This is a genomic window from Rhodococcus sp. JCM 9793 (genome assembly GCF_055380405.1).
The window spans coordinates 5615275-5641311 of the sequence record NZ_AP043721.1; the positions used below are offsets into that span (position 1 = coordinate 5615275).

At 64.1% G+C, this 26037-nt stretch carries 22 protein-coding genes; 5 read left to right on the top strand and 17 right to left on the bottom strand.

What is annotated here, in order from left to right:
* Nucleotides 1–100: 100 nt before the first annotated feature.
* The 9 genes from ACZ46K_RS28130 to ACZ46K_RS28170 form a co-directional block, all read right to left on the bottom strand.
* Nucleotides 101–1099 carry a DUF2889 domain-containing protein gene (locus tag ACZ46K_RS28130; RefSeq protein WP_464746001.1) on the bottom strand — a complete coding sequence of 333 codons (999 nt, stop codon included), beginning with the start codon at nucleotides 1097–1099 and terminating at the stop codon, nucleotides 101–103.
* Between the two features lie 53 nt (nucleotides 1100–1152).
* Nucleotides 1153–3432: a CoA transferase gene (locus ACZ46K_RS28135; RefSeq protein ID WP_054806234.1), complete on the bottom strand. Its 2280-nt coding sequence runs from the start codon at nucleotides 3430–3432 to the stop codon at nucleotides 1153–1155.
* 185 nt (nucleotides 3433–3617) lie between these two features.
* Entirely contained in the window at nucleotides 3618–4415 is a 798-nt protein-coding gene (locus ACZ46K_RS28140) for a crotonase/enoyl-CoA hydratase family protein (RefSeq protein WP_054810154.1), read from the bottom strand.
* A 15-nt stretch (nucleotides 4416–4430) separates the two neighbouring features.
* Nucleotides 4431–5582: a thiolase family protein gene (locus ACZ46K_RS28145; protein ID WP_464746003.1), complete on the bottom strand. Its 1152-nt coding sequence runs from the start codon at nucleotides 5580–5582 to the stop codon at nucleotides 4431–4433.
* A 32-nt stretch (nucleotides 5583–5614) separates the two neighbouring features.
* The gene (locus ACZ46K_RS28150; protein WP_054810153.1) at nucleotides 5615–7129 is read right to left on the bottom strand and encodes a class I adenylate-forming enzyme family protein; all 1515 of its coding nucleotides are present in this window, start codon (nucleotides 7127–7129) and stop codon (nucleotides 5615–5617) included.
* 237 nt (nucleotides 7130–7366) lie between these two features.
* Nucleotides 7367–8557 carry an acyl-CoA dehydrogenase family protein gene (locus tag ACZ46K_RS28155; protein WP_054806236.1) on the bottom strand — a complete coding sequence of 397 codons (1191 nt, stop codon included), beginning with the start codon at nucleotides 8555–8557 and terminating at the stop codon, nucleotides 7367–7369.
* Nucleotide 8558: 1 nt separating this feature from the next.
* Nucleotides 8559–9341, bottom strand: coding sequence for an enoyl-CoA hydratase/isomerase family protein (locus tag ACZ46K_RS28160; protein WP_464746005.1), 783 nt, complete (start codon nucleotides 9339–9341; stop codon nucleotides 8559–8561).
* 84 nt (nucleotides 9342–9425) lie between these two features.
* Complete coding sequence (locus ACZ46K_RS28165) at nucleotides 9426–11063, bottom strand: thiamine pyrophosphate-binding protein (RefSeq protein WP_464746007.1); 1638 nt, start codon at nucleotides 11061–11063, stop codon at nucleotides 9426–9428.
* Between the two features lie 25 nt (nucleotides 11064–11088).
* Complete coding sequence (locus ACZ46K_RS28170) at nucleotides 11089–11871, bottom strand: SDR family NAD(P)-dependent oxidoreductase (protein WP_464746009.1); 783 nt, start codon at nucleotides 11869–11871, stop codon at nucleotides 11089–11091.
* Between the two features lie 91 nt (nucleotides 11872–11962).
* Here ACZ46K_RS28170 and ACZ46K_RS28175 point away from each other — a divergent pair, with 91 nt between their 5' ends.
* Entirely contained in the window at nucleotides 11963–12862 is a 900-nt protein-coding gene (locus ACZ46K_RS28175) for an NAD-dependent epimerase/dehydratase family protein (RefSeq protein ID WP_464746011.1), read from the top strand.
* A 51-nt stretch (nucleotides 12863–12913) separates the two neighbouring features.
* Here ACZ46K_RS28175 and ACZ46K_RS28180 read toward each other — a convergent pair whose 3' ends face one another.
* Both ACZ46K_RS28180 and ACZ46K_RS28185 read right to left on the bottom strand, forming a co-directional pair.
* Nucleotides 12914–13657 carry an SDR family NAD(P)-dependent oxidoreductase gene (locus ACZ46K_RS28180; RefSeq protein ID WP_464746013.1) on the bottom strand — a complete coding sequence of 248 codons (744 nt, stop codon included), beginning with the start codon at nucleotides 13655–13657 and terminating at the stop codon, nucleotides 12914–12916.
* A gap of 8 nt (nucleotides 13658–13665) precedes the next feature.
* Nucleotides 13666–15060 (bottom strand): phosphotransferase family protein, encoded by a 1395-nt coding sequence (locus ACZ46K_RS28185; RefSeq protein ID WP_464746015.1) that lies wholly within the window; start codon nucleotides 15058–15060, stop codon nucleotides 13666–13668.
* Nucleotides 15061–15179: 119 nt separating this feature from the next.
* Here ACZ46K_RS28185 and ACZ46K_RS28190 point away from each other — a divergent pair, with 119 nt between their 5' ends.
* The 4 genes from ACZ46K_RS28190 (at nucleotide 15180) to ACZ46K_RS28205 (ending at nucleotide 19638) form a co-directional block, all read left to right on the top strand.
* On the top strand, nucleotides 15180–16265 hold the full coding sequence (locus ACZ46K_RS28190; protein WP_464746017.1) for a DUF7065 domain-containing protein: 1086 nt from the start codon (nucleotides 15180–15182) through the stop codon (nucleotides 16263–16265).
* Complete coding sequence (locus ACZ46K_RS28195) at nucleotides 16266–17210, top strand: LLM class F420-dependent oxidoreductase (RefSeq protein WP_054809774.1); 945 nt, start codon at nucleotides 16266–16268, stop codon at nucleotides 17208–17210.
* Entirely contained in the window at nucleotides 17210–18034 is an 825-nt protein-coding gene (locus ACZ46K_RS28200; protein ID WP_464749497.1) for an alpha/beta fold hydrolase, read from the top strand. The genes ACZ46K_RS28195 and ACZ46K_RS28200 overlap by 1 nt, the downstream gene beginning before the upstream one ends.
* Nucleotides 18035–18129: 95 nt before the next feature.
* On the top strand, nucleotides 18130–19638 hold the full coding sequence (locus tag ACZ46K_RS28205) for an AMP-binding protein (protein WP_464746019.1): 1509 nt from the start codon (nucleotides 18130–18132) through the stop codon (nucleotides 19636–19638).
* 162 nt (nucleotides 19639–19800) lie between these two features.
* On the opposite strand, the gene ACZ46K_RS28210 is transcribed toward ACZ46K_RS28205, so the two are convergent.
* The 6 genes from ACZ46K_RS28210 to ACZ46K_RS28235 all read right to left on the bottom strand — a co-directional run bounded on the left by ACZ46K_RS28210 (nucleotide 19801) and on the right by ACZ46K_RS28235 (nucleotide 26029).
* Nucleotides 19801–21186 carry an ABC transporter substrate-binding protein gene (locus ACZ46K_RS28210; RefSeq protein ID WP_464746021.1) on the bottom strand — a complete coding sequence of 462 codons (1386 nt, stop codon included), beginning with the start codon at nucleotides 21184–21186 and terminating at the stop codon, nucleotides 19801–19803.
* Between the two features lie 438 nt (nucleotides 21187–21624).
* Nucleotides 21625–22434, bottom strand: a complete 810-nt coding sequence (locus ACZ46K_RS28215; RefSeq protein ID WP_464746023.1) for an enoyl-CoA hydratase-related protein — start codon at nucleotides 22432–22434, stop codon at nucleotides 21625–21627.
* 50 nt (nucleotides 22435–22484) lie between these two features.
* Nucleotides 22485–23342 (bottom strand): SDR family NAD(P)-dependent oxidoreductase, encoded by an 858-nt coding sequence (locus tag ACZ46K_RS28220; protein ID WP_054805449.1) that lies wholly within the window; start codon nucleotides 23340–23342, stop codon nucleotides 22485–22487.
* Between the two features lie 100 nt (nucleotides 23343–23442).
* Complete coding sequence (locus ACZ46K_RS28225; protein ID WP_464746025.1) at nucleotides 23443–24999, bottom strand: ABC transporter substrate-binding protein; 1557 nt, start codon at nucleotides 24997–24999, stop codon at nucleotides 23443–23445.
* A gap of 152 nt (nucleotides 25000–25151) precedes the next feature.
* Nucleotides 25152–25604: a MaoC/PaaZ C-terminal domain-containing protein gene (locus ACZ46K_RS28230; RefSeq protein ID WP_054809766.1), complete on the bottom strand. Its 453-nt coding sequence runs from the start codon at nucleotides 25602–25604 to the stop codon at nucleotides 25152–25154.
* The gene (locus ACZ46K_RS28235) at nucleotides 25601–26029 is read right to left on the bottom strand and encodes an FAS1-like dehydratase domain-containing protein (RefSeq protein WP_054805452.1); all 429 of its coding nucleotides are present in this window, start codon (nucleotides 26027–26029) and stop codon (nucleotides 25601–25603) included. The genes ACZ46K_RS28230 and ACZ46K_RS28235 overlap by 4 nt, the downstream gene beginning before the upstream one ends.
* Nucleotides 26030–26037 lie beyond the last annotated feature (8 nt).

Sequence of the window (26037 nt, forward strand, 5' to 3'; positions counted from 1 at the left end):
CGGTCCCTGGAGACACAGCCACGACCGGACGTGTCCAGACTAACATCTTTCTTAGTAAACGTATACTACTTATATTACTAAGTTGCGTTTGCGGGTGACGCTAGTTGCGTAACGCGTCGACCAGCACGGGCACTTCCGCCATTGCGCGCATCGCATCGTTCAGGTGCGTACAACCCGCAGTACCCGGAAAAATCTCCAGCACAGCCGCCCTCAGATCGCGAAGCGGGGTTCCTACGATCCGGTCGACGGACAGAGAAGCCAGTGGGCACTCGTCGTACGGAAGCACGCGGGGATCCGCCGACATCGACAGGATTTCCCCTGTCACACGATCTGCGGTCGCTTTGACCAGATACTCGTGCACCGCAACACGGCCCCCCTCGGGCACCGTCGACGAGTCCTGGAACATCGAGTCGATCTCGATGACATCACCCATCGTCACGTCGATGCGGCGTGCACGCCGCATCGAGATCTCGGTGATCTCCGAAAGTTCATGCCATCCGATCGGATCGTCTTCGCGGAGCAGCGGTCCGACCGTCTGCACCTGGTGGTTCCACTTGGACGAGCCGTCGGGCATCAACGCTCCCGAACCCGGCTGGAACCCCGTGCAGATGCCCTCCATCTTGCGACGCGGAGCATTCTCCATCGCCACGAGCATCTGTTCCCGCGGAATCCAGCGAGAGTAGGCGAATCCGGCGACAAGCGACGCGCCCGCGATGTCGTCGAGCATCAGATACAGCGGGGTGCCGGCCGCAGCCTCACCCGGCAGCACCTCGGCGAGTACGGTGCGCGAACTGCCGCCGCCACGTGCGCCGATCATCCCGGTCACCGCGGGTCGCGGCGGATCCGTGGCGATGTCCTCGATCGTGCGGGTCGCCGAGTTCACCCCGACCGTCATCGTGTCCTCGGCGAGGACGACGGGCTCACCGTCGTCCGGTGTCAGCAGATCCCGCGACCTGCCAGTGAGGCGCAACTGCGTTCCGTGCCCGTCCGGCCACCGCATATCGATCGTCGAGGTGCGGCGCACCGAACCTCGGCGACGGACCGGGGCGGGACCGGACGGGCCGCGGGCCACCAGGCCGAACGGGATGTCGACTGCCATGAAGTTGTCCTCCCGTAGAACCCTGTACCTGACGGCGGGTGTACTGCTGCTGTCTACTCGTGTTCCCACATCTTCGGCACCGACGGTCCTCCGGCCACACGATCGGCGTACATTGCGTCGATCTCCTCGTCGCCGTACCCGAGTTCGGTGAGGATTTCACGCGTGTGCTGGCCGATCACCGGTGCTGCGCGGTCGAACTTCAGAGTGAGATCGTCGAAGTTCCAGTAGGCGCCGGGCTGCTCCATCCGACCGAAGTGCGCGTGATCGTAGGAGGCGATGAGCTGCCCGGTGCGGTTCGCTTCGTCGTCGAAGAACTCGAAGCTGTACTCCTCACGGACCGGCTCTGCTGCAATGCCCGCAGACGCGAGGTCGACCAGCAGCTTCTCGGATTCGAACACCGCGAGGCCCGCCTCGATCCCCTCGTCATCTGCTGCGCCCGCTATCGCGCGCAACGCGGCGAGCTGGCCGTCGGCTTCGGCAACGACCGCGACCCAACCGTCGGCCACCTCGTAGATGCGACGGCCCGGGCCGAAACCGGTTTGGGTTGCGTCGAACCGCGGGTACTCGGCGACACTATTGTCGACGAGGCGGATCAGCGTTTCGCTCTGCGTCGCGGTGGCCGACGCGAGCAACGAACCCGATGCCTTGGTTCCGCGCCCAGTGCGCTGCTTGTGGTACACCGCCAGCAAGGTTCCGATGAGCGAGCCGAGTGCCGTCTGGACGTCGAGGACCCCGAACCGGGAGAACTGCGGCGGGTTTCCGATGCCACCGTTCTCGACCTCCCAGCCTGCAAGCGCCTGGAAGATCGAGTCGAAACCCGGGCTGTCGGCGCGATCGCCGTGCTCTCCGTAGCTCGTCACGTAACCGAAGACGATGTCCGGGTCGACCGCGCGCAGGCCGGCCTCGTCGATGCCGAGCTTCGATGCTGCCTTCGGTCGCTGGTTGTGGTGGACGACGTCGGCCCATTCGATGAGCTTACGCAGAACTTGTCGGCCAGGCTCGGTGGTGAGATCGACCGCTAGGGAACGCTTGTTGCGGGAGCACGCCTCCCAGTAGCTGGGCTTGTACCGGAGTCGGTCGCCGACGACGGGTTCAACCTTGATGACTTCGGCACCGAGGTCCGCCATCAACATCGGCGCCATCGGGCCTGCGAGGAAGGAACCGAGGTCCAGGACCTTCAGTCCGGCAAGCGGCCGCGGGTCAGCAGCTTCATCGGCAACGCCACTGCCGGCCGCCCGCAAAGATCCGAGCTCGGTGAACACCTCGTCGGTGTGCTCGCCGAGCAGTGGCGCCGGACGCGTGACGACGCACGGCGGGTCTATACCGAACGGGTTTCCGGCCTGGATCGTCTTCCCGTGGGTGGGGTCGTCGACCTCGACAACGTACCCGTTTCGGGTGACCTGCGGATCGCGCAACAGCTCGCCCATCTGCAACGCCGGTTCGATTCCGAGGTCCGCGGCGCGAAAGACAGGCAGCCACTGGGAACTCGGCCGCTGCGCGATGACTGTGCGCAACTCCTCACTCGTGTTTCTGGACAGATCGTTCAGGTCGCCGCCGAGTTCCGCGGCGACCTCCTTGACGAGTGGAATCGCACCCACGTCGATGCGCTCGCCGGGATTCATCATCTGCAGCCACACACCGTCGCTGCACTGGTACATCGCGAGCTGCGGAGGCGCTTCGTACTTGTTGAGAATCAGTGCCGGGATCGGGTTCTCGGCGTTGTTCCACGCGAGCGAAGCCGTATTGAGCATGCCCTGCAGGAGCGAGGTGTGCACCGCGCCGATCCGGCCGGTCCCGTCGCGCTGGATGAGTCGTGCCACGATGCCCGCGGCGGCGAGGGATGCTGCCGCCCAGCTCGGCAGCGGGAAGCGCATAGCGATCGGGCCCTCGCGGTAACCCCACAGCTCGCCCATCAGTCCGGAGCGTGCCTGCACGAGCAGGTCGTGGGCAGGGCGGTCGCGGTCGGGGTGGTCTACGGGGTAACCGATCACCGAGGAGACGATGAGGTGCGGGTGACGTTCGCGCAGCGTCGCGTCGTCGAGACCGAGTTCGGCCGCGTGCGTCGGGGTGAATTCGTGAACGAAGACATCGGCCGTCTCGAGCAGTTCGGACAGCTTCGCGCGGCCGTCGTCGGTGTTGATGTCCAGGACGACGCTGCGCTTGCTGCGGTTCCAGGAAGCGAAGGCAACACGTTCGCGGAGCGGATCACCCTGCGGAGGTTCGACCTTGATGACATCGGCACCCGCCTCTGCGAGCATCCGCGACGCGACCGGAACGGCCAGTCCGGAGGCGAGTTCGACGATACGTACTCCGTCGAGAATCCGATCGGTCATGGAGATTCTGCCTTTCGTACTCCGGACTACTGTGCCGGAAATCGACATCCACTGTGACGCTCACCACGAGGTTACCCCACAAAGGGAACAAGGTCTACTTAGTAACCTTTGTTCAGAAGAAGTACAGCCCGGGCCGAATCCCCATGGGAACGACCCGGGCTGCTGCATACCGGACGAAGCGATCGTCAGCGCGCCTTCCAGACCGGCTCGCGCTTCTCGGCGAACGCGAGCGGTCCTTCCTTCGCGTCCTCGCTGAGCGCAAGACGGTCCCACTCCGCGGCGGACAGCGCCCACCGATCGTTTTCCTCAGCACGTTGGCCGTCGACGACGCCGTAGGCGACGCGCTTGCTGGCCTGTACCGACAACGGAGCGTTGACGGCGATGCGCTCCGCGAGTTCGATCGCAACCTCGACAGACTTCCCTTCGGGCGCGACCTGATTGATCAGACCGACCTCCAGAGCGCGCGCGGCGGTGATCGGATCTCCCGTGAAGATCATCTCCATCGCGAGACGCTGCGAGATCTGGGCGGGAAGGCGGAACACGCCACCCGCACCGGCGATCAGTCCGCGCTTGACCTCCGGCAGACCGAAGGTCGCGTTCTCCGCGGCCACGATGAGATCCGCCGACAGTGCCAGTTCAGTACCCCCGCCGAGCGCGGTGCCGTTGACAGCAGCGATCGTGGGCTTGTCGACGTAGTGCTTGACGAAGCCCGCGAAACCCCAGTCCTCGTGACCAGGAGCATGCAAGCCCTCGCCGCGCGAGATCGCCTTGAGGTCGGCGCCCGCGCAGAACGACTTGTCACCGGCACCGGTGACAACGATCGCCCGCACCTCGGGATCGTTCGCCGCCTCTTCGAGGGCGCCGCCGACTCCGATGCTCACCGACGAATTCACCGCGTTGCGGGCCTCGGGACGGTTGATCGTGATCACCATGACGTTGCCGACGCGCTCGACGAGCGCACCTGCCTGGGTTGCCTGAGTCATCGTCGGTTCCCCTTCTCAGTTCTCGACGAGTTCGAGGATCGTGGCGTTGGCTTGTCCGCCACCCTCGCACATCGTTTGGAGTCCGTAGCGAATCTTGTTGCGACGCATGTGATGAACCATGTCGGTGAGGATTCGTCCACCGGATCCACCGAGCGGGTGGCCGAGGGCGATCGCACCGCCGTTGGGATTGAGGCGCTCAGGGTCGGCTCCGATCTCCTTCAGCCACGCGAGGGGCACGGGGGCGAACGCCTCGTTGACCTCGAACACACCGATGTCGTCGACGCTCAGGCCCGACTTCTCGAGAGCCTTCGCCGTCGCCGGGATCGGCGCGGTGAGCATGATGACCGGGTCGGCGCCGACAACGGTCGCCGTATGGATCTTGGCGATGGGCGTCAGACCGTACTTCGCTGCCGCCTCCTCGCTCATGATGAGCAGCGCCGATGCGCCGTCGGAGATCTGCGAGGCGTTACCGGCGTGGATGACGCCGTCTTCCTTGAACACCGTCTTGAGCTTGGCGAGCGACTCGACCGACGTGCCGCGGCGGATGCCCTCGTCCTTCGAGATCACAGTGCCGTCAGGGGTGGTCACGGGCACGATCTGAGCGTCGAACAGACCTGCATCCTGCGCCGCCGCGGCACGCTCGTGGGAGCGAGCCGAGAATTCGTCGACCGCGGTGCGGCTCATGCCCCACTTCTCGGCGATCATCTCGGCACCGACGCCCTGGTTGGGCGCGACACCGTCGTACCGGTCGAGGAACGCCGCCGGGAAGGGATTTCCACCGACCTTGCCCGACGAACCCATCGGGACGCGCGACATCGACTCGACGCCACCGGCGACCACGACCTCGTAGTGACCGGCTTCGACACTTGCGACGGCGAAGTTCAGGGCTTGCTGCGACGAACCGCACTGGCGGTCGATGGTAACTCCAGGGACCGTCTCGGGCCATCCGGCCGCCAGCAACGCGGTGCGAGCGATGTCGATGGACTGCTCACCCACCTGCTGCACGCATCCCCAGATGACGTCGTCGACGACGACCGGTTCGATGCCCGCACGCTCGACGAGCGCGTTGAGAACGACAGCGGACAGGTCGGCCGGATGGACGCCGGCCAGGCCACCGTTCCGCTTACCGACCGGTGTGCGCACAGCCTCCACGATTACTGCAGTCATAGTGTGCTCCTTCTTTGTCAGCGATTGCGGGGTCAGACCCGCGTGGATTCGAGTTCGGCGACCATCTCGAGCAGCCGCCGCCTGTCGACCTTGAGGGACACGCTGCGCGGCAGAGCGTCCACCGTGTGGATGGTGACCGGAACTTCGTAGCCGGTCAGCTGGTTGCGGACGAACTCCTTGAGTTCGGCCTCGTCGACGGGATCTACTCCCGCGATCAGTTCGATCACCGCGACAGGCACCTGACCGAGCCGCTCATCGGTCTTGCCGTACACGGAGGCGTCGAGCACCGAACTGTGGGCACGCAACGCATTGCACACCGTTTCCGGCTGCACCTTGAAGCCACCGCGGATGATCGCGTCGTCGGCGCGACCGTCGATGTAGACGAAGTTGTCGTCGTCGAGATGAGCCAGATCGCTGGTACGCACCCACTGGTTGGTTCCGGTGCCGGTCTGGCTGGAGCAGACTTCCAGGCGGCCGGTAGTGCCGACGGGCAGCACGTTTCCACTCTCGTCCACCGTGCGCATCTTCACGCCGGGGAAGGGTCGGCCGACGCTGCCACGCTTGCGCGCCCACCATTCGCCGATGAGCGGCTTGGTCCACCCCGCCACCGCACCACCGAATTCCGTGGCACCGTACATGATCATCACGGGAATCCCGTAACGCTCGGTGAATTCGTCGGCCAGGTCGGGGCTGACGAAGGTCGTGCCCGCCGTCACCGCACGCAGACTCGCAAGCTTCTCCTTGGACACGTCCTCGTTGAGGACCGACCGCATCGCGGCCGGCGGCAGACCCGCGACACGCAATTGGTGCTCGTGCACGGCGTCGACCCATCCGTCGACCGTGAATCGCGGCAGTACGACAATCGGCCGCGCCTCGGCAAGCGCCTGAATGACACCCCACAGGCCGCCGATGTGCACGATCGCGAGCGACACGAGGGCAACGCGTCCGGTGAGCGGCTCACGCTCGTCGCCACCTTTACCGGTATGGCTGTGGACAGCTTTGAGAGCCGCCTCGAGTTGACGCCAGGTCAGCGGGACCCGCTTGGGCGGGCCCGTGGTACCCGAAGTGAACATCTCGACCGCAATGGGGTCTTTCTCGTCCTTCACGACCTCGATGGTGACCTCGGGACCACCCGTTCGCTGCACGACGTCGAGTCCGTCGACCGCGAATCCGACGATGCCGGCCTCCGCCATTGCGACCTCGAATTCGGTTTCTTCCCACACGCTCTGCGGTGCGAGCACGACCTGTGGAAGCGATGCCACCGCGTCTGCGGTAACTCGCGCCGTCGGCTGCATGGGGTTGAGTGTGATGATCGTGCGACCCTTGCCGAGGATGGCGATCAAGGATGCGATGGACTCCATCCGGTTCCCCAGCACGACGCCGATACGTGCACCCTCACCGCACCCGACACGCGCCAGTTCGGCATCGATCGTCTCGGCGAGCACGCGCACTTCGCCCCACGTGTGCCATACCTTGCCCTGCTGGACCATTTTCGCGTCGTCGGATGCCGACCACAGCAAGCCCACCGCTTCCCTGATACCCGTCATTCGATGCCTCCCACTTCTGCCGACGGGAAAAATCCGCGTTCTTCCTGCATCGGTACCGGTTTCATGACGCTCCTGTACACCGATTGCGGCAACGCGGAGCGAAACGTCTACCTTCAAGATAGATGACATAGTTAACTAGGTCAATCGTGTTTGAGTCAAATGCGCCACGTGACTCTCAGTCCCCGCACGACGAAGTGGGGAGGGTCCGTCAGACCCTCCCCACTCACGCGACATACTTCAGCGCGGCATTCCCAAACCACGCTCGGCGATGAGGTTGCGCATGATCTCCGAGCTTCCGCCCGCGATCGTGTACGCCCGCGCGTAGAGGAACTCGTCCTGCCACCGACCACGGTCGATTGCGTTCGCGTCCCCCTCGACGAGAATCCCGGCCTCGCCGGCGAGTTCGAGAGCGAAACGTGCGATGTCCACACCAAGTTCGCTGAACATCAGTTTGGTCATCGGCGCGTCGTACGGTCGCTCGGTCTTGCGTGACCACCGGCTGATGTTCGCGTACACCAGAGCCGAGAGTGCCGTGACCGCGGCGGACAGCTCACCGATGCGGTCCTGCACGGCACCGTCTTCGATAGCCGGCCGTCCGTTCCGCGTGACGTTCTTCGCCAGATCCTTCAGAGCCTCGACGTTCTGCTGCAACCGCACCGTGCTCGTCGCCACGCCGCTGCGCTCGTGTCCGAGACTGGAATTCGCAATGCCCCAGCCGCGGTTGACCTCACCGATCAACGCATCCGGTCCGAGCTCGACATTGTCGAGGAACACCTCATTGAAATCGGAGGTGCCGGTCATCTCCCGCAACGGCCGCACCTCGACACCTGGCAGGCGCATGTCGACGATGAATGCGCTGATACCTCTGTGCTTCGGGGCATCCGGATCGGTGCGCGCCAGCAGGTAGCCGTAGTCGGCCCAGTGTCCGTTCGTGGTCCACACCTTCTGACCGGTGACCTTGAACCCACCGCTCTCGGTGGGGACGGCCTTGGTGCGCAGCGACGCGAGGTCGCTGCCCGAGCTCGGCTCACTGAAGAGCTGACAGAAGATGAGCTCGCCGGTGCGGATTCTCGGCAAGTACTTCTGCCGCTGTTCCTCGGTGCCGAAATCGATCAGTGCATGCGACACCAGATGGGCAGCGCCCTGGATCGCGGCCGGCGCGCGGCCCCGGGCGAGCTCCTCACCGACGACAACGTCCTTTTCCGACGAATGCGCCGAACCCTTACCGCCGTACTGCTCCGGCCAGTCGGCGCCGACGTATCCGGCCGCGAACAGCTTTCCCGTCCACTCCTTGAGCAGAGCCAGCTCCTCGGCATCCTCCGCGCTGCGAACACCCGCCTTGACGGTGATTGCCGGCTTGTTTGCCGCGACGAACTCGCTCACCTCTGCACGGAACTCTTCGAGCTCCGGGGTCATTCCGTAATCCATGTCAGCGCACCTCGTACTTGCGGGTCGGTACCTCGGAACGGACGACCTGCGCCTTGCCGATCGGATTGCCCAGGTCGGTGTAGTACATACCGGTCGCGAGGGCCGCAGACCGGCCCTGATCCTTGGACTCCCAGATGGCCCGGATACTGCCCTGGATCGCGGCCGGAGGCTTCGCGGCAATGCGCTCTGCCAGGTCCTGCGCTCGGTCCCACAGACTGTCCCGCGTCACGATCTCGCTGACGAATCCGATTTCCAGTGCGCGCTTGGCCGACATCCGCTCGTCCAGGCCCAACAGAACCATACGCAGCACCTCCCCGATCGGGATCCGATGCGCGAGACCGATCGGCTCGAGCGCCGCAACCATTCCGTACGACACGTGCGGATCGAAGAACTGGGCATCCTCGCTTGCGATGATGATGTCCGCTTCGTTGAGCCAGTAGAGCGCACCTCCCGCAGCCATGCCGTGCACGGCGCAGACCAGCGGCTTCCAGCAACCATTGTGCTTGGGCGAGAGATCGACGCCCGGATCGCGGCGGCTGAAGACGTTGTCGGAGAGGAACGTACCTTCCTTGACGTCGACACCCGTCGAGAAGGCGCGTTCCCCGTTGGCTCGGAGCACCATGACATGGACGTCATCCTCCTCGCGCGCGTAGACCCACAGTGCAGCGAACTCGGCCCGCATCATGTCGGTGAACGAATTCAGCTTGTCGGGGCGGTCGAGCGTGATCGTCAGAACGTGGTCTTTCAGCTCTGCAATCACCGTGGTCAAGCCGCTCAGGTCCACAGTTCCTCCTGGAAAGTACGGGCATGCGCCCTGACAAATATTACTAAGTGACCCATGTCGAGTCCAGTCCTTACCGTCAACACGTCAACGCGCATGTCCGGCAACCGCAGCAACCTCAGGTCGCCGTCGTGCAGGATCTGCCTTGACCTCGATAACCAGAGGGTAGGCCCCCTCGTCCAGCAGCTCCGCGACCTGCGCAAACTCGTCGACCTCCCGCACCGTCACGGCGCGTGCTCCGAGTGCACGCGCTGTCTCCGCAAAGCCGGGCCATTCGACCTCCGAATGCGCGGTCGCCAGCCCGAGACTCTCGAGTTTGAGGTATTCGGCGCCGTAGCAGTGATCGTCGAGAACGACGAGCACAAGCGGTAGGCGCTGCCGGACCGCCGTGCTCACTTCCACCAGGCCCATCATCGCGCCGCCGTCCCCGGCCACACAGACCGTCGGCACGTCGCGGCGACCCGCGGCAGCGCCCACCGCGGTCGCGATACCTAGTCCGATCGAGCCGAATGCGCCGGGAACGGTAAAACGACCCGGATCGACCGGCAGATACTTCCACGCCGCAAACGAGAACCGTCCGACGTCGGTGACGACCTGAGTTCCCTGCGGAAGCAGCTCGGCGAGGCGGGCCATCGCGTCCCGCATGTCGACGGTTCCGCCGCCGGAGATGCTGCGGTAACCCTTCGCCTCGAGCCCTTGCACCGCTTCGGCGAGCTGCGCGACACGACGACCGGACGGCGCCGGTGATTCGGCCTCCGCGAGGCGCTCACACAACGCACGCACCACACCTGCTGCGTCACCAGGAATCGGAAGATCCACCGGCGCGAAGCGCCCGAACGCACCGGATCGATCGTCGACCTGGATGACGAACTTGCCGGCCAGCAGTGCCGTGTTGTCCGTCGTGAACGACGACAGGGCAGCACCGACAACGAGCATGCAGTCGACACGTCCGAGCTCTTCGATCGCCACAGCGTGCGATAGCGACCCATGGACACCGAGATTCTCGGGTTCACCGGCGAAGAGGTCCTTCGCGAGCAACGTCGTCATCACCGGAGCGTCGATGGCCCGCGCCAGCCGCAGGATGTCGTCCCGCGCCCCGGAGGCGACAGCACCCCGGCCCGCGAGGATTACCGGTCGCGCGCTGCCGAGCAACGCAGCAAGCGCGTCGTCGACGAGATCGGGATCCGGCACACCGGGCACCGGCAGCGGAGGCACCGCGCGCGGAGACTCACCTGTCACCGCAACTTCGAGCAGGTCGTACGGCAGATCCAACACGAGAGGAACCCGGGTGGCGGCCACCCGCGCGAGAGCTTCGGCGATATTCGCGCCCACCGCCTCGGCTCTACGAACCCGGCGGTACTCGGCACCGGTGAGGCGGGCGAACCCCTCGAGATCGAAGTCCTGGAAGTGGTCGCGCACGTCAGGAGTACCGCCGGTCAACAACAGCACTGCACTGCGCGATCGCACCGCCTCCACAAGGGAAGTCGTACAGTTCGTGACTGCAGGGCCGTGTGTCACGGATGCGACGCCGACACGACCGGTCATACGGGCGTAACCGTCCGCCATCGACACCGCGCCACCTTCGGCCACGGCCGCCACGAACTCACCGCCGTGGTTTTCGACGAAGTCACCGAGATACGCGAGGTTGGCGTCTCCCATGAGACCGAATACGGTGCCGACGCCGAACTCGGACAAGGCTTTGGCTGCAAGCTGGTAAGTCTTCATACGTTCTCTCCGCATTGAGTTCTGGTCAGATGACGGGGCAGAATCCGCCGTCGACGTGCACGGCCGTGCCCGTGAGATAGCCGGCGCGGGGCGAGAGCAGGAAGGCCGCGGTGTCGCCGAACTCGTGCGGCTCGCCCACACGGCCGAGTGGGATCTTCATCCGGTCGGCGATCTTGGCCAGGTATTCCTCGACATCGCGGCCGGCTTCGACCGCCGGGCGCATGATCTGCCCGCTGCGAATGATGCCGATGAGCATCGCGACCACCCGAACTCCGTCTGGGCCGAACTCGTTGGCCAGCGCCTTGGTCAGACTCAGCCCCGCGGCCCGCAGCGGAGAGCTGGGCATGCCGCCGCCGGCCCCTGGCGCGCGCGCACCCGTGCTGAGTACGTTGAGGATGACGCCCTTCGATTCCTTCAAATACGGCATGGCCGCGCGGCTTGCACGCACCGCAGCGAGGAACTTCAGGTCGAAGTCGTTGTGCCAGGCGTCGTCGGTGATTTCTTCGAAGTCGCCGCCGCTGTGCACACCGGCGGAGTTCACAAGTCCGTCGAGCCTGCCCCGCTTCGCATACGCCTGTTCGACGAGGCCGTCGAGGTCAGCGGCGACCGTGACGTCTGCCCGCACTCCCTCCACCGATCCACCGCCGAGTGCGCGTAGGGAGCGCACGGCGTCGTCGAGGCGCTCGGTGTTGCGCCCACAGATCGTCACGTCGGCGCCTTCCGCGACCAGAGACGAGGCCGTCGCGAATCCGAGTCCGTCGGACCCCCCCGTGACGAGGAAAGCTTTGCCCTTCAGGCCGAGATCCATTTTGCCTCCCGATATCGTGCGAACTTAGTAAACTATGTGATCTGGGTTATAACACAGTGTACGGGTTCGATGACAGTCCACGGAGGACAACATGAATGTTCTGATTTACGGCGCGGGCGGATTCCTCGGCTCCGCGCTCATCCGGCGGTTCGTCGCAGGTGGACACACCGTGCGCGGACTGGTCCGCAACGAAGACGCCGCCGACGCGCTACGGAAGGCCGGCGCCGAGCCGGTGCTCGGCGACCTGCTGACCGATCCCGAGGGCACCGTCGCGCACGCGGCCGACGCAGACGTCATTCTCTATGCCGCGCAACTGCTGCTCGAGCCCGAGCGGCACACCATAGAAGCACTGATCGACACCCTCGAGGGAACCGGGAAAACGCTGATCTTCACGTCCGGCACCGGCGTCCTGTCGCAGCGCACCGACGGCGAGTGGAGCGAGGACACCTTCGCCGAGGACGACGAATTCGTCCCGTCCAAGTACATCGGCGGTCGCGTCGACACCGAGAACGTCGTGCGTGAGGCGAACGCCCGCGGGGTCCGAGGCATCGTCGTACGGCCCTCGATGATCTGGGGAAACGGCCGCTCCCCCATGCTCGACGGCTTCCGTGCGTCGATCGAGAAGACCGGTGCGGTCTGCTATATCGGTCGCGGCCTGAATCTGTATTCGAACGTGCACGTGGACGACGTCGCCGAGATCTACCACCTTGCCGCAGAGAAGGCGCCGGCTGGCGCGCTCTACCACGCAGTGTCGGGCGAAACGAACTTCCGCACCATCGCCGAGGCCCTCGCACGGCAGCAGAGCGTTCCCGCTCGCAGCATCGAGCTCTCCGAAGGCGTCGAGATCTGGGGCGCCTTCGCCGCTTTGATCGTCTTCTCGACCTGCAGTCGCACGCGCGCGCCCCGCGCGCGGGGCGAACTCGGGTGGCTACCTCATCCCGACAGGCTCGATGTGCTTACCGAGATCGGCGCTCCGGTGGACGCGACCTGACCTCCGGCGCACCCGATCCGAGGGAATCAGGTCCGCGACGCTGCGCAACTCTCAATGGCGCCCGCCGGCGACCACGAGCGTCTCACCGGTGATGTAGGAGGATTCGTCGGAGAGCAAGAACCGAACGACCGACGCAATCTCCTCCGGCTGTGCGCCGCGCCCCAACGGGATTCCCTCGACCATCGCGGCACGTTGCTGCGCCGTGACGGTCCGTGCCTGCTCCGTCAGGACGAGTCCGGGCGCTACGGCGTTGACCCGGATGCCGTCCTTCGCGAATGCGAGCGCGCAGCCACGGGTGAAGTTGTTCAGCGCGGCCTTCGTCGCCCCGTACGCGATCGTCGCCGCGTTCGCCGAGACACCGTTGATCGACGAAATGTTGACGATTGCGCCCCCACCGGCCTCGGCCATCTCGTCTTTGACCGCCCATGTCGTGAGATAGGGCCCACCGGCGTTCGTGCGGAACAGAAGATCCCACCGCTGCGGGGTGAGCTCGTCGACGTCGAGCAATCGCGAGTAGGCAGCGTTGTTCACGAGAAGTTCGATCGGACCGCCGAATTCACGGCGAGCGAACGCCATGAGCTCCGTCACCGATTCAGGGTCCGCCACGTCCACCTGCACCGTTACCGCGTCACCCCCACGGTCGCGGATCCCGGCGGCCGCAGCAGTCGCCTCGTCGGCCCTGGATCGGTAGGCCACCACCACACGGGCCCCTGCATCGGCAAGGTTCTCACAGATCGCCCGACCGATACCGCGGGCACCGCCCGTAACGACAGCGATCTTCCCGTCGAATACCATCGCGCCGCTCACTTCTTGATCACATCGAAGTGCCGGTCGGCGAGTACGCCCATTGCCGGGCGCAGCGCCTGCGTCTCGCCGGCCACCTGACGCAAGAGCACGCCCACCGCCGTCTCGAGCTGTACCGTTCCCGCGAGGCACCGATTCACCAGCTTGGTAGTTCCCGCCGAGACCGACGACGGCCGGTATTCGAGCACCGCTTCGAGATCGTCCAGGTTCCGCTGTTCGATGGGCGCTGACACGGACGCGGCCTCACGCAGATACTTCAGAATTCTGGCCAGACCCTTGCTGCGCTGAATCACGAACGGATCCTCGCTTCGCGGCACGATGATCTGCCGGATCTGCTCGAGCGCGGCGGCGTAGAGCCAGTCACCCTCGCTCGGCGTCGACGGCACCGGATCGACGTCGACGATCTCCACACCTAGCACGTCGGCCAGCGCTTCGAGGAACAACCTCCGGTGCAGCAGTCCGTACACGAGAGAATTGCCGACCTCGCCCAGCAGATCGGGCTCCGCACGCTTGCGGTGCCCCAGAATCACGATGCGCAATTCGGCGAGCACCCGGTAGTAGCGGACCCGGTCGAAATCGATGTCCGTGCCGGCCGCACGCGCGTAGTCACCGAAACGCTCCATGAGATTCGTGAAGGGTTCCTGAACCGAGCGGACCGAGACCCATGCAAGATCGTCATGCGGATCGCCGAGGTGTCCCAACTCGAGGTCGAGGACGGCGGTAACCCTGCCGTTCTCGTAGAGGAAATTGCCCGGCCCGGTGTCGCCCTGCACGATCACCACCGGTGCGTCCACGTCGGGCACGTGGCCGCGCACCCAGTCGAGCCCGAGATCGATCAGCGGATCGCTGGTTCCGGAGTCACGGTAGACCTTCTCCCACGTATCGATCTCGCGGTGCACGAGCACACGCAGATCCGCGTCGGGATCCTGGTCGGGTAGCCCGAGCCGGTGTGGATCGACACGATGCATCTCGGCGAGGATCCGCATGAAATCCGATGCGACGGAGACACGTTGATCCTCATCATGAAGGCGGGAGAACCACGCTTGTCCGGGCACGAGTTCGGACAGAATCGCCTGTTCGGTCGGGTGGACGCCGACGATGTCCGGGACCGGCACGGCGGTGCCGCTCAGCGCTCGGAAGAATGCCGCCTCGCGGTGCAGGGTGAAATCGTCGCCCTTTTCCTCGGGGTCGAGACGGTCGTAGCGCAAGAACAACGGGCGAACCACGCCGTCCGCACCACGTACCTCCACCACCCACGCTTCGCGCCGACCACCGCCCGGGCGCCGATCGGACGAGATCACGGTGCCGCTCGCCGCGTCGCCGATCCACTCCACGAGCTCGGAGGAAAGGGAATTCGCTTCGAGTTCGGTCGAAACTTCTGTCGCCGTCGTCATAGTGCGTCCTGTTCCTCGAAGAGTTTCACGAATGCAGTCAGCCACCACATATGGTACAGATCACTTATATCACTTAGTTTGCTTTCGACAAGCTTCTCGACTGATCCCGGAGCGTGCCCATGACCTCGAACACCGTCACCGACCCCGACGCACCATTTCTCCCCGAGGACGACACCTACCACCGGCTCAGCGACGACCCCTACGAGACCGAGACGACTTGGTGGTCGTTCAACGTTCCCGAGCGCCGGATCGGCGGATGGCTCCACGCGGCACATCTACCCAACCAGGGCACCGTCACGTGGCGCGTGTTCGCGTGGGATCCACGCGGAGCAGACCCCGGCCGTCTGGCGTACTTCCGCAACTCCGGACCGATCCCGATGATCGAGAACGCCGACCTGCGCGACATAACCTTTCCATCAGGCGGTTTCAGCGTCAAAGCCCTGAAGCCGACCATGGACTACCACATCGCCTACTCCGACCCGGCTGCGAAGTTTGCGATCGAATTCGAACATCGCAGCGTGCACCCACCTCAGCGCTTCACACCCGGCGAGGCGCCCGCGATGTTCAACCCTCATTTCGATCAGCTCGGCCATCTCACCGGTGAACTCGTTCTCGACGGCGAGCGCATCACTATCGACTGCCACTCCGTGCGGGACCGCACGTGGGGTCCGCGCGGCGGGGCGCACCTACAGAGCCGCAAGCCTGAACACTTGCGTGGCGAATACACCGTTCGCGAACCCGGTGGTCCCTCGTGGCGACAGGTCGAGCGGCAACGCGGTCGCGGGCGCATCCAGTACATTTTCGGCCACGCCGGCGCCGAGACGGGCTTCTTGAGCTTCGTTCGTCCCCAGGACGGTAACGCCGCGGGATTCTCGCCGCTCAACGTCGGGTGGCTCCTGAAGGAAGGACGATTCGAACGCCTCGACAAGACACGTAGCCGCATGCGCAACTACCGCGACCCCCGTACCGGATGGAGCGCGCACATGGAGGTCGAACTGGTCGACGTCACTGGCCGGTCGATGGAAGCCGAAGGCTTCGCCGTCAGCCACATGTGTGAACACGGCACGGGATCGAACGCATTGATGCGTTGGGAGTTCGACGGAAAGATCGGCTGGGGAGAAGATCAGGACGGATGGAAGCCAGACCACTTCGCCGAACTCGTGCGGGCCCTGCGCGACACCGGACGAGCCGGGATCCTGTCCTGAATGAGTGGTGCCCTGAAGTTCACAGTCCAGTACCCGCTCGCGGTCCAGGGATACACCCCGGAATTCCTCGGACCGCAAGCGATGACCCGATTCGCGCGTGCCGCGGAAGAGGCAGGTTTCGACGCCATCGCCGTCACCGACCATCCGATCCCGTCGGAGAAGTGGATCCGGTCCGGCGGCCACGACGGTTTCGACCTGACCACCGCCCTGGCGTTCTGCGCGGCCGTCACGGACCGCATCAAGCTGATGACATACGCGATGGTGCTGCCCTATCGGAACCCCTTCCTCGTCGCGAAGGCCATGTCCACCCTGGACCATCTGTCGCAGGGCCGAGCGATCCTGACCGCCGGCGTCGGATACCTGAAGTCGGAGTTCGCCGCCGTCGGCGTGAATTTCGAGGAGCGACACGAACTCTTCGACGAGGCAATCGAGGTGATGCGCGGCGCCTGGACGCACCGAGGGTATCGCTACGAGGGCCGGCACTTCACGAGCCTGGCACAGACGGCACTGCCGTTCCCTGTCCAGGAGGGCGGCGTTCCGGTGTGGATCGCCGGGAACGCCCCGCGGGCACTCACGCGAGCGGCCACAGTCGGACAGGGCTGGGCTCCCCTGCTGATAGATCAGGAGAAAGCCTCGACGGTCCGCACAACTCCGATCCCGACCGTGGCTGCGCTGACGAGAGCAATCGACGAACTACGGGACCTCACCGAAGCCGCGGGGCGGACGCGCAACGCCGTCGAGGTGCAGATCGAAGGACCGGACAGCAAGGTCCTGGTCCACGGCGGCTCGCTCGACGAGCACCGCGACCGCCTGCACGATTTCAACCAGGCCGGTGTCGGCTGGTTCGTGCTCGACACACCCGCCACGACGGTGGATGAGGCAATCGACGCGCTCCACCACTACGGCGACGCGGTGATCTCCAGAATGGAGAGGAAAAGTGGGTGATGGAAAGCCATAGTGCCCAAACGATCACGTCTGCCGAGATAGAAGTGGTCGGATGCCCGATTCACTACTCGATTCACGGTGTCGGTCAACGCCCGATCGTACTTGTCCACGGGTTCGGCGCGCATCAGATGTGGTGGCATCGCGTGGTTCCGCTGCTGAGCGACGACTTCAGTGTGATCACTGTCGATCTGAGCGGCAACGGCCGAAGCGGCAGACGCAGCGCATACAATCCCGAGCTACATGCGCGCGAACTTGCTGCAGTTGCTCGCGATGTCGGAGCAGGACCTGCACTTGTGGTCGGCCACAACATGGGAGGTAGATCCTCAGTCATAGCCGCCGCCACCGAGACGGCACTGTTCGGTGGCCTGGTCGTCCTCGACACGGGCTTCCGTATTGCGGTCCGACAAGACGACGCCCAGCGGACCGTCCGATCCCAACGAATGTATCGGACGTACGAGGAGATACGTGAGCGATTCCGGCTCGAGCCCCCTCAACCGGAATTACCGAAAGACGTCATCGACCCGGTCGCCGCATATGCAGTTCACCAGACTGCCAACGGATGGACGTGGCGGGCGGATCCTCGGCCGCCGTCATTTTCGGACACTCCAGTGAATGAAGCCTGGCAGGCGCTACGGTGTCCGGTCGCATACGCATACGGCACCCTGAGCACCGCTCCCGTGATCGAATCATTGCCGGTGCTGCGCGGGTGGCAACCGGATATCGACATCCGACCCATGGCCGGCGCACATCATCATCTCCCGCTGGAACGACCGGACGAATGCGCAGACGTGATCCGGACGGTGGCGGCACGAATGAGATGGTGACCATCCGCGCGATGGTGGTCTCGTCATCGAATGTCCGTATCTGCGCAAGCAAGAAAGAGAAGCCAGAATTGCCCACCTCATCGACACTCGCCGCCATGGCAACCGATCCGGCATCGGTGCTGCCGGTTCAGTTGTGTTCTCGTGCTCGATCGGAACCGAACCGGCCATTTCTCCGCGAAGTGACGGGGGGCCATGCAACTTACGGAGAGACGTGGGAGGGCGTCCGCAGCTGGGTGGAGCATCTACGCGACCGCGGCGTGGTTTCGGGATCCCGTGTGGCGACCTTGTTGCCGCCCTCGATCGATGCGGCAATGATCTGGGTCGCTCTCGGTTGCCTGAGCGCGGTAGAGGTACCGGTCAACCCCGAACTGAAGGGTGCCTTCCTCGAGCATGTCCTCGACGATGCCGCGCCCGTCCTGTGCTTGGCGAGACCGGAGTTCGTCGACCGAATCCGAGACACACGACCAGCCTTGGCTATTCGAATCGTCGAACGTGGAGAGTGGAAATCCCTGGCTACAGCCACCACCGAGCTCGATCCGCTGCCTACGCCGGCCGATATCGCCTGTGTGATCTATACGTCCGGCAGTACGGGACCAGCCAAAGGAGTGATACTCGATTGGGCACAGTTCGCCAGCGTGATCGGCCGGATACCACTCGGTCCCGAAGACGTGAGCTACAACTGCCATCCGATGTTCCATGTCACCGGACGGAGTCCACTGGTCACGATGTGCGATACCGGCGGCCAGGTCGTGTTCCGCGAACGGTTCTCGGCAAAGGCCGCCATGAACGATGCTCGTAGGTTCGGGTGCACCACAGCGACTCTGCATGGCGCTCTCCTGCTGGCGTTACCGCCACAGCCGGACGACGCAGACAACCCTCTCGAAGCCGTATTCGCCGGACACAACGTCGCCCTCGCTGCGGAATTCGCAGAACGATTCGCCGTGAAATGTTACGACCTCTATGGTTCCACCGAAGTCGGATTCCCTCTTGTCCTGAGCGACACACCGCCCGACCTCGAACACACTTGGTGCGGACGCGTCCGCGACGGCTACCAGGCACAGGTGGTGGACGAAAACGCACAGCCTGTCGCTGACGGTGTACCGGGTGAGCTCTGGATTCGGCCCGACGACCGTCTCATGATCATGGTCGGATATCTGAACCAGCCGGAGGCGACCGAGCGGGCACTGGCCGGCGGCTGGTACCACACGGGCGATATCGCCATACGACACCCCGACGGCAATTTCGAGTTCCTCCATCGAGCCGGCGACACCATTCGCCGGATGGGCGAGAACATCTCGACAACTGCGGTCGAGGCGGTGATAGACGAGCACCCGCAGTTGTCCGGCTGCGCCGTAATCGGTGTGCCCGACCCTGTTGCAGGACACCAGGTCCTGCTCGTAGCGGAGATTGTCGAGAACTCCACTCTCGACGAGCCGGAACTGTACACGTGGCTGACGAGCAAGCTACCCAAGCACGCGCTTCCGAGATATCTCATCCTGACCCATGCGCTACCGCGCACTCCCACCAACAAGGTCCTCAAGACCGGAATGTTCGACACGATCGACCTGACCGGCGCGTGGGGGCCACCGAATCGACGAAGTTGACTCGGTCTGCTGCCACGGTTCGAACGCCATGCGGTCGACGACCTCACCGCAGCAGCTCACTTCGACCAAGCCTTCCAGTCGTGATCCAGTGGTGGTCCCCACCCCACAGAAGTGGGGCGGGGACCTACCTGCACACGCCGACGATCGAGTGTGCGCGAGCAGTTACTCCGAAACGGTCAGGTACCTGAAATCGTACGGACCCCACGTAGTGGCGTAATCCATCTCGGCACTGAAGTTTCCGACCTTATCGCTCATCACCCACGGATAGGTCACCCACGTTATCGGCACACCCCACGCCTCCTCCACCAGGTAGTCGTTGAGTTCGACCGCACTCGTCTCTCGCTCCTCGGCACCAAGTCGTGAATCCGTTGCACCCGCGAAGAGCCGATCGTATTCCGGCGTCGGCCCCGCCGGATTCTGCGTCGCACCGGACCGCGTCACCATCCCGGCAGCGAAGCCCAGACCGTACGACGAGAAATTCAGGTACGCCGGCGCCTCACCTCCTGCAAACGTGGTCATTCCCTCGAGAGAATCCATCACGTTGGGCTCGAAGCGGATCCCCGCCTGCTCGAATTGCTCCTTGATCACATCGGTCAACCCCGGCGTCACCGCATTGGAAATGATGAACCGACCCAAATCCACACCATCAGGGAAACCCGCCTCGGCCAACAACTCCTTGGCCCTCGCCGGATCATACGGATACCGCTCTTCCAGACCGGAATCGAAACCCGGCAAACCCTCACGCGAGTACTGCCACCGCGCATCCGAACCTGGGAACAACGCCTCCGTGACCGCCTCACGATCGAGCGCATAGTTCAACGCCTGCCGCACCCGCACATCGGAGAGCGGTCCGTAGTTCCAATTCAACATCAACTCGGTCCCGATGCCCATCGGCACCGGGACGGTGTTCAGGCCCTGACGACCCTCGACCGCTGCGACGTTTCCGGGCTGGAACTGCCCGATATCGATCTGCCCACCGGCCACCGCATTGGTGAACGCCTGAAAATCCGCAATCGCCGTGTGCTCGATCCGCGCCACCTGCGCAGCATCGGCGTCCCAGTAGTCATCTCGATCACGCACCAGCACCAGCTTCTCACCCGGCGCCCAACTCTCCACGCTGTACGCGCCCGAGCCGTTGGCCTCCATATTCGGATCAGCGTTCGCGATCAGATCCGGATGCATGATCATCCCCGACATACCCGCCAACTGATACGGCATCAGATCGGTCGGCGACGACAATGTCAACGTCACCTCGTACGGCGCACTCGCCGCCACCTCGGTCACCGGCTCCATCAGACCCTTGACCACCGGCGAGTTCAACGTGCGCGCCCGATCGAGGTTGACCTTGACCACCTGCGCGTCCAGCGGCGTGCCATCGCGGAACGACGCATCCTCACGCAACTGCATGGTCAATTGCTGACCATCCGGGCTGTACTCCCACGAATCGACCAGCATTCCCTCCACCTCACCCGCGGAGGTGATGGTGAACAGCCGATCGTAGATCGCATTGATCCCGAACCGGAAGGATGCAACCTCGGAGACTGCCATATGTGGATCCAGCGAATTGGGCGCCACGGTCCACCCCGCACGCAGCGTCGCGGTGGTATCCGGCTCACCGCCGCCACCGGAGCCATTTCCGCTGGAATCTCCTGAGCCACAGGCAGTTGTCATCAGTCCGACAGCAGCAACCATCGCTACAGCCAAACGCCAACGTCGTCGAAACATGACACGTCCCTTCAAGCCTCGGCCGAGCCGGCCGAACGGGTCGAAAATTGCGTACAGGCAGGGCATGGCTCGGGATCATCATGTCGATCACCAAGAACACAAGTGTAACCTAGTTCACAAATTGGTCTCTTGGCTAGGTTTGGCGCGAAAAGATTGTTCGACCTGCAGATCGCGCGGCTCAGAGGCCAATAGTCCACGACAGGTGGATCATTCGTTGCGTTCGCCACATGGAGAATTCGACCGGCCGGGGCACCTCGATCGCTATCGCCGCTTCCAGACGGGCGGACGTTTCTCGACAAAGGCCCGCGGGCCTTCCTTCGCGTCCTCGGTCTCGCTGACGACGGCGTCTTCCCTGTCGTTGCGAGCCCACGCCTCCGCCTCGGTCACGGCAGTACTGTCGACGATCCCCGCGACGAGGCGCTTTGTCGCTTGTACAGCCAACGGCGCACTCGTCGCGATCCGATAGGCAAGGTCCAGTGCGGTCGACAGTGACCGACCGTCCGGGACCACCCGGTTGACCAGCCCCCACTCGTGAGCCCGCCGAGCACTGAATCTCTCCCCCAACAGCAGGATCTCCATCGCGATCGCCCGAGGTAGCCACTGTGCAGCCCGGATGGCCCCACCTCCGGACGCGAGGAAACCGTTGCGCACCTCTGGAAGCGAGAACCAGGCAGACTCGGTCGCGACGACGAGATCGCAGGCCATCGCGATCTCGACACCGCCACCGATCGCGTAGCCGTTCACCGCTGCGATGATCGGCTTGTCGATCGGATGCCGACAGAACCCGCCGAATCCCCATGCCCGCTCGATCTCGGGGCTCGGGTACAGCGATCGGCCGGCAGCCATCTCCTTTAGATCGCCACCTCCGCAGAAGGCCTCGTCGCCTGCGCCGGTGACCACCACCGCACGGATGTCGGAGTCATGCTGGGCCCGCGCCAAGGCGTCGACGAGACCCTGGGTGACTGCCGCGGACACCGCATTGCGTGCGTGCGGCCGGTTGATCGTCACGACCAGGATCTGGTCGATCTGTTCGACCAGCACCGCCGCAGCGACCCCGATTGTTGCTGTCACGGCTTCTCCTCACGTACCACCACGGATCGCCGATCGACCTGACCGACGACTCAGCCGATGGGGAAGTCCCCCAGGTTCCACGTCCCCTCGGTCCCCCGCGACCAACCCGACGCAGCCCACGTACCGCCGTCGACGGGAAGAGTCGCGCCCGTGATGTACGAGGCGAGAGGCGAACACAGGAACGCGACGGCCGTGCCGCATTCCGAGATTGCACCTTCGCGTCCGAGCGGAATGTACCGGTCCATCGCATCCTGGCGTTCCGGTTCACGGACGAGGAAAGCGGATTCGTCGATCGGCCCCGTACGCTGCCCGTGGTTTCCTGGCGTGACGGTCTGATCCGGAGTGATCGCGTTGACGCGGATGCCGTCCGCGGCGAGTTCGAGAGCCATCGTGCGTGTGAAGCTGAGCATCCCGGCCTTACATGCGGCGTACACCGCGAAGTTGGGTGCAGCACGGGTTCCTTCGATGCTGCTGACGTTGATGATCGAGCCGCCTTCACCACCTCGCTGCATGAGGGGGACGACCGCCGAGGTCGCTGCGAGCATACTGACGAGATTGATGTCGATGTGGCGCCGCCAACTCCGCTCACTCTGATCGACGAACGCACCGCCGCGGACACCACCGGCGTTGTTGACCAAGATGTCGAGGCGACCGAATTCGGCATCGGCACGCGCGACGGCCGCTCGCACCTGTTCGGTGTCCATCACATCAGTCTGCACCGCAAGGACCTTGCGGTCGCGCTCACAAATCAGGTCGGCGGTCTGTTCTGCGCGTTGCGGATCGATCTCGGCGAGGACGATATTCGCGCCGGCCTCGGCAAGCGACAGCGCGATGCCGCGGCCGATCCCTCCGCCGCTACCGGTGACCATGGCAACCCGCCCGGTCAGATCTATCGTGGTTCCACTCATGAGTCTCGCCTCTCGTACCGGTGAACGAGGACCGCACCGCCGTCGAAGTCGGCAGGCGGCGCGGTCCTTCAGTGATGCTGCGAAATTCGTTGATGCAAGATTATTCGGTGACCGTCAGATATCTCAGGTCGTAGGGACCCCACGTCGTCGCGTAGTCCATCTCGTCACTGAAGTTCCCGACCTTGTCGCTCATCACCCACGGGTAGGTGACCCACACGATCGGAACTCCCCACGCGTCCTCGGTGAGGTACTTGTTGAGTTCGATCCTGCTCGCCGCACGCTCCTCCTCGGTACGCCCGGAGTCCGTAGCCTCGGCATACAGAGCATCGTATTCCGGCGTGGTACCGGCCGGATTCTGTGGTGCTCCGGTCCGCGAGGTGAGCCCTGACGCGAAACTGAGTCCGCACGAGGTGAATCCGATCATCAGGGGGTACTGTCCGCTCGCGAACTGTGAATAGACCTCGATACCGTCGAGCACGCGCGGCTGGAATCGGATACCGGCCTCGGAGAACTGCTCCTGGATCACGTCGGCGACTCCAGGAGTCGAAGCCGAATTCACCGCCACCTCACCGAGATCGATCCCATTCGGGTGGCCTGCCTCGGCAAGAAGTGCCTTGGCCTTCTCTGGATCGTAAGGGAAGATCTCCTCGAGGCTCTCGTCGAATCCGGGCAATCCTTCCGGGATGAACTGCCACCGTACGCGAGACCCCGGGTACAGGGCTTCAGTGATCGCGGCCCGGTCCAGCGCGTGGTTGAGTGCCTGTCGCACTCTCACGTCATCGAGCGGCTTCGCGTCGCGGTTGATGGCGATTTCCATCCCCACACCATGATCTACGGGAACGGTGACGAGACCGTCACGGCCTTCGACGGCTGCAATGTTGCCCGGCTGGAACTGGCCGATATCGATCTGGCCACCGGCGACCGCATTGGTGAACGCCTGGAAGTCGGGAATGCCAGTGTGTTCGATGCGAGCGGGCTTGGCAGCCTCGGTGTCCCAGTAGTCGTCGCGGTCACGTATCAGTACGAGCTTCTCGCCAGGCGCCCATGATTCGACGCTGTAGGCGCCGGAGCCGTCGGCCGTGTCGGCCGGATCGCCGTTCGTGAACAGTGGCGGATTCATGATGAGTCCGGCGACGCTGGCCAACTGATATGGGAGTTGGTCGGTCGCAGTGGCCATGGTTATGGTCACCTCGTAGGGTGCCGTCGCGGTCACGTCCGAGATCGCCGTCAGTGACCGTTTGACAACAGGAGACTCGAGCGTGCGGGCGCGGTCCAAGTTCGCCTTCACCACCTCGGCATCGAGGGGGGATCCGTCGCGGAAGGAGGCGTCCTCACGGAGCGTGAGCACGAGTTGGGTGCCATCGTCGCTGTATCCCCAGTCGGTGACCAGCATGCCTTGGGCGTTGCCCTCGTGGTCCACTGTGAACAGCCGGTCGTAGATGTTGTTGAGCCCGAAACGGAATGACGCAAGCTCCGCGGTCGCCATATGCGGGTCGAGCGTGGTCACCGCCTGGGTCCAGCCGACCGACAGGGTCGCGTTGGTATCGATCGCCCCCTGGCCCGCACCGACGGACGAATCGGAGCTACCACACGAGGAAATCAGCGCGGCGACAGCCACACACGCAACCGTGGTGACTGCCCAACGACTTCCGAACATGAAAACCCTTTCGCGGGTGGGGTGCGAATGCGAGTATGGATCACGACCGTGCAGACCGAAATGGGGTCCGAGGCCCGGCGGTACCCGAAATGTGACTTTCGTGGACGACAGTGGCCCGCGCTGGCACAGATCCCAATAATGCTCGAAACGCTTTATACGGAAATGTTCTCGGTATCAATATTTTTCATCGCTCCGAGAAGAAACTCGGCCGATCCGTCGATAACGACTGCACCCGTCGAATCGATCAGTTCCAGACCGAGTTCGACACGTGCGTCGCCTCCGCTCCCTCGGATACTGCGCACCACAGCACGCGCGGTGAGAACCTCTCCGCGGTAGACGACCTTGCGGAATCGCGTGCGGAACCGCCTCACCGACCGGGTTCCGAAGAGATCCGTGCAATATGCGGCCAGATAGCCTGCACCGAGCATCCCGACGCTGAATGCTGCGGGATAACCAGCAACACGAGCCATTTCGTCGTCATGATGCATCGGGTTCATGTCGCCGCTCGCGCCCTGGTAGCGCACGATGTCGGTCATCGTGATGGGCCCGAACCCGCGCGGGGCAAATTCCTGTCCCTCCTCGATACCGACCGTCGAGACCGTCATGTCTGCTCCCCGGGATTCGCGAGAAGAGCGGAGGTGTAATGGCATTCCGCTCTGAGTTCGCCGTCGGAATCGGTGAATGTCACGGTGAAGTGCACCATCGCCATCGGACCCGATTTTCCGTTTTTGTGTTCAACCGAATCGAGACGCAATCCGGTCGTGACAGTTTCACTGGCATGGAGGAGCTCTCCGTGGAATTCGTATTCCTGCTCGAGAGACAGTAGCCGGCGAACATCCGGCGTCACCCCGATCGCCTCGCATCCGGATCGGGTTTCGGGAAGGTCGAAGACCTGCGAGAGATTCTCCCAGAACACCACGGTGGAAAGGAAGGTCGGCGGTACGGGCGCTGCAGGGTCGTCCAGATACTCGGGCCGCGCCGCACCGGTTGCGGCGGCATACTCACGGACCTTGCCCCACTCGATCGGCATCACAGCCA

Coding starts and splice junctions, on each gene's coding strand:
- ACZ46K_RS28130 (WP_464746001.1), bottom strand. CDS start 1,099: ATGGCAGTCGACATCCCGTTCGGCCTGGTGGCCCGCGGCCCGTCCGGT.
- ACZ46K_RS28135 (WP_054806234.1), bottom strand. CDS start 3,432: ATGACCGATCGGATTCTCGACGGAGTACGTATCGTCGAACTCGCCTCC.
- ACZ46K_RS28140 (WP_054810154.1), bottom strand. CDS start 4,415: ATGACTCAGGCAACCCAGGCAGGTGCGCTCGTCGAGCGCGTCGGCAAC.
- ACZ46K_RS28145 (WP_464746003.1), bottom strand. CDS start 5,582: ATGACTGCAGTAATCGTGGAGGCTGTGCGCACACCGGTCGGTAAGCGG.
- ACZ46K_RS28150 (WP_054810153.1), bottom strand. CDS start 7,129: ATGACGGGTATCAGGGAAGCGGTGGGCTTGCTGTGGTCGGCATCCGAC.
- ACZ46K_RS28155 (WP_054806236.1), bottom strand. CDS start 8,557: ATGGATTACGGAATGACCCCGGAGCTCGAAGAGTTCCGTGCAGAGGTG.
- ACZ46K_RS28165 (WP_464746007.1), bottom strand. CDS start 11,063: ATGAAGACTTACCAGCTTGCAGCCAAAGCCTTGTCCGAGTTCGGCGTC.
- ACZ46K_RS28170 (WP_464746009.1), bottom strand. CDS start 11,871: ATGGATCTCGGCCTGAAGGGCAAAGCTTTCCTCGTCACGGGGGGGTCC.
- ACZ46K_RS28175 (WP_464746011.1), top strand. CDS start 11,963: ATGAATGTTCTGATTTACGGCGCGGGCGGATTCCTCGGCTCCGCGCTC.
- ACZ46K_RS28180 (WP_464746013.1), bottom strand. CDS start 13,657: ATGGTATTCGACGGGAAGATCGCTGTCGTTACGGGCGGTGCCCGCGGT.
- ACZ46K_RS28185 (WP_464746015.1), bottom strand. CDS start 15,060: ATGACGACGGCGACAGAAGTTTCGACCGAACTCGAAGCGAATTCCCTT.
- ACZ46K_RS28190 (WP_464746017.1), top strand. CDS start 15,180: ATGACCTCGAACACCGTCACCGACCCCGACGCACCATTTCTCCCCGAG.
- ACZ46K_RS28195 (WP_054809774.1), top strand. CDS start 16,266: ATGAGTGGTGCCCTGAAGTTCACAGTCCAGTACCCGCTCGCGGTCCAG.
- ACZ46K_RS28200 (WP_464749497.1), top strand. CDS start 17,210: ATGGAAAGCCATAGTGCCCAAACGATCACGTCTGCCGAGATAGAAGTG.
- ACZ46K_RS28205 (WP_464746019.1), top strand. CDS start 18,130: ATGGCAACCGATCCGGCATCGGTGCTGCCGGTTCAGTTGTGTTCTCGT.
- ACZ46K_RS28210 (WP_464746021.1), bottom strand. CDS start 21,186: ATGGCAGTCTCCGAGGTTGCATCCTTCCGGTTCGGGATCAATGCGATC.
- ACZ46K_RS28220 (WP_054805449.1), bottom strand. CDS start 23,342: ATGAGTGGAACCACGATAGATCTGACCGGGCGGGTTGCCATGGTCACC.
- ACZ46K_RS28225 (WP_464746025.1), bottom strand. CDS start 24,999: ATGTTCGGAAGTCGTTGGGCAGTCACCACGGTTGCGTGTGTGGCTGTC.
- ACZ46K_RS28230 (WP_054809766.1), bottom strand. CDS start 25,604: ATGACGGTCTCGACGGTCGGTATCGAGGAGGGACAGGAATTTGCCCCG.
- ACZ46K_RS28235 (WP_054805452.1), bottom strand. CDS start 26,029: ATGCCGATCGAGTGGGGCAAGGTCCGTGAGTATGCCGCCGCAACCGGT.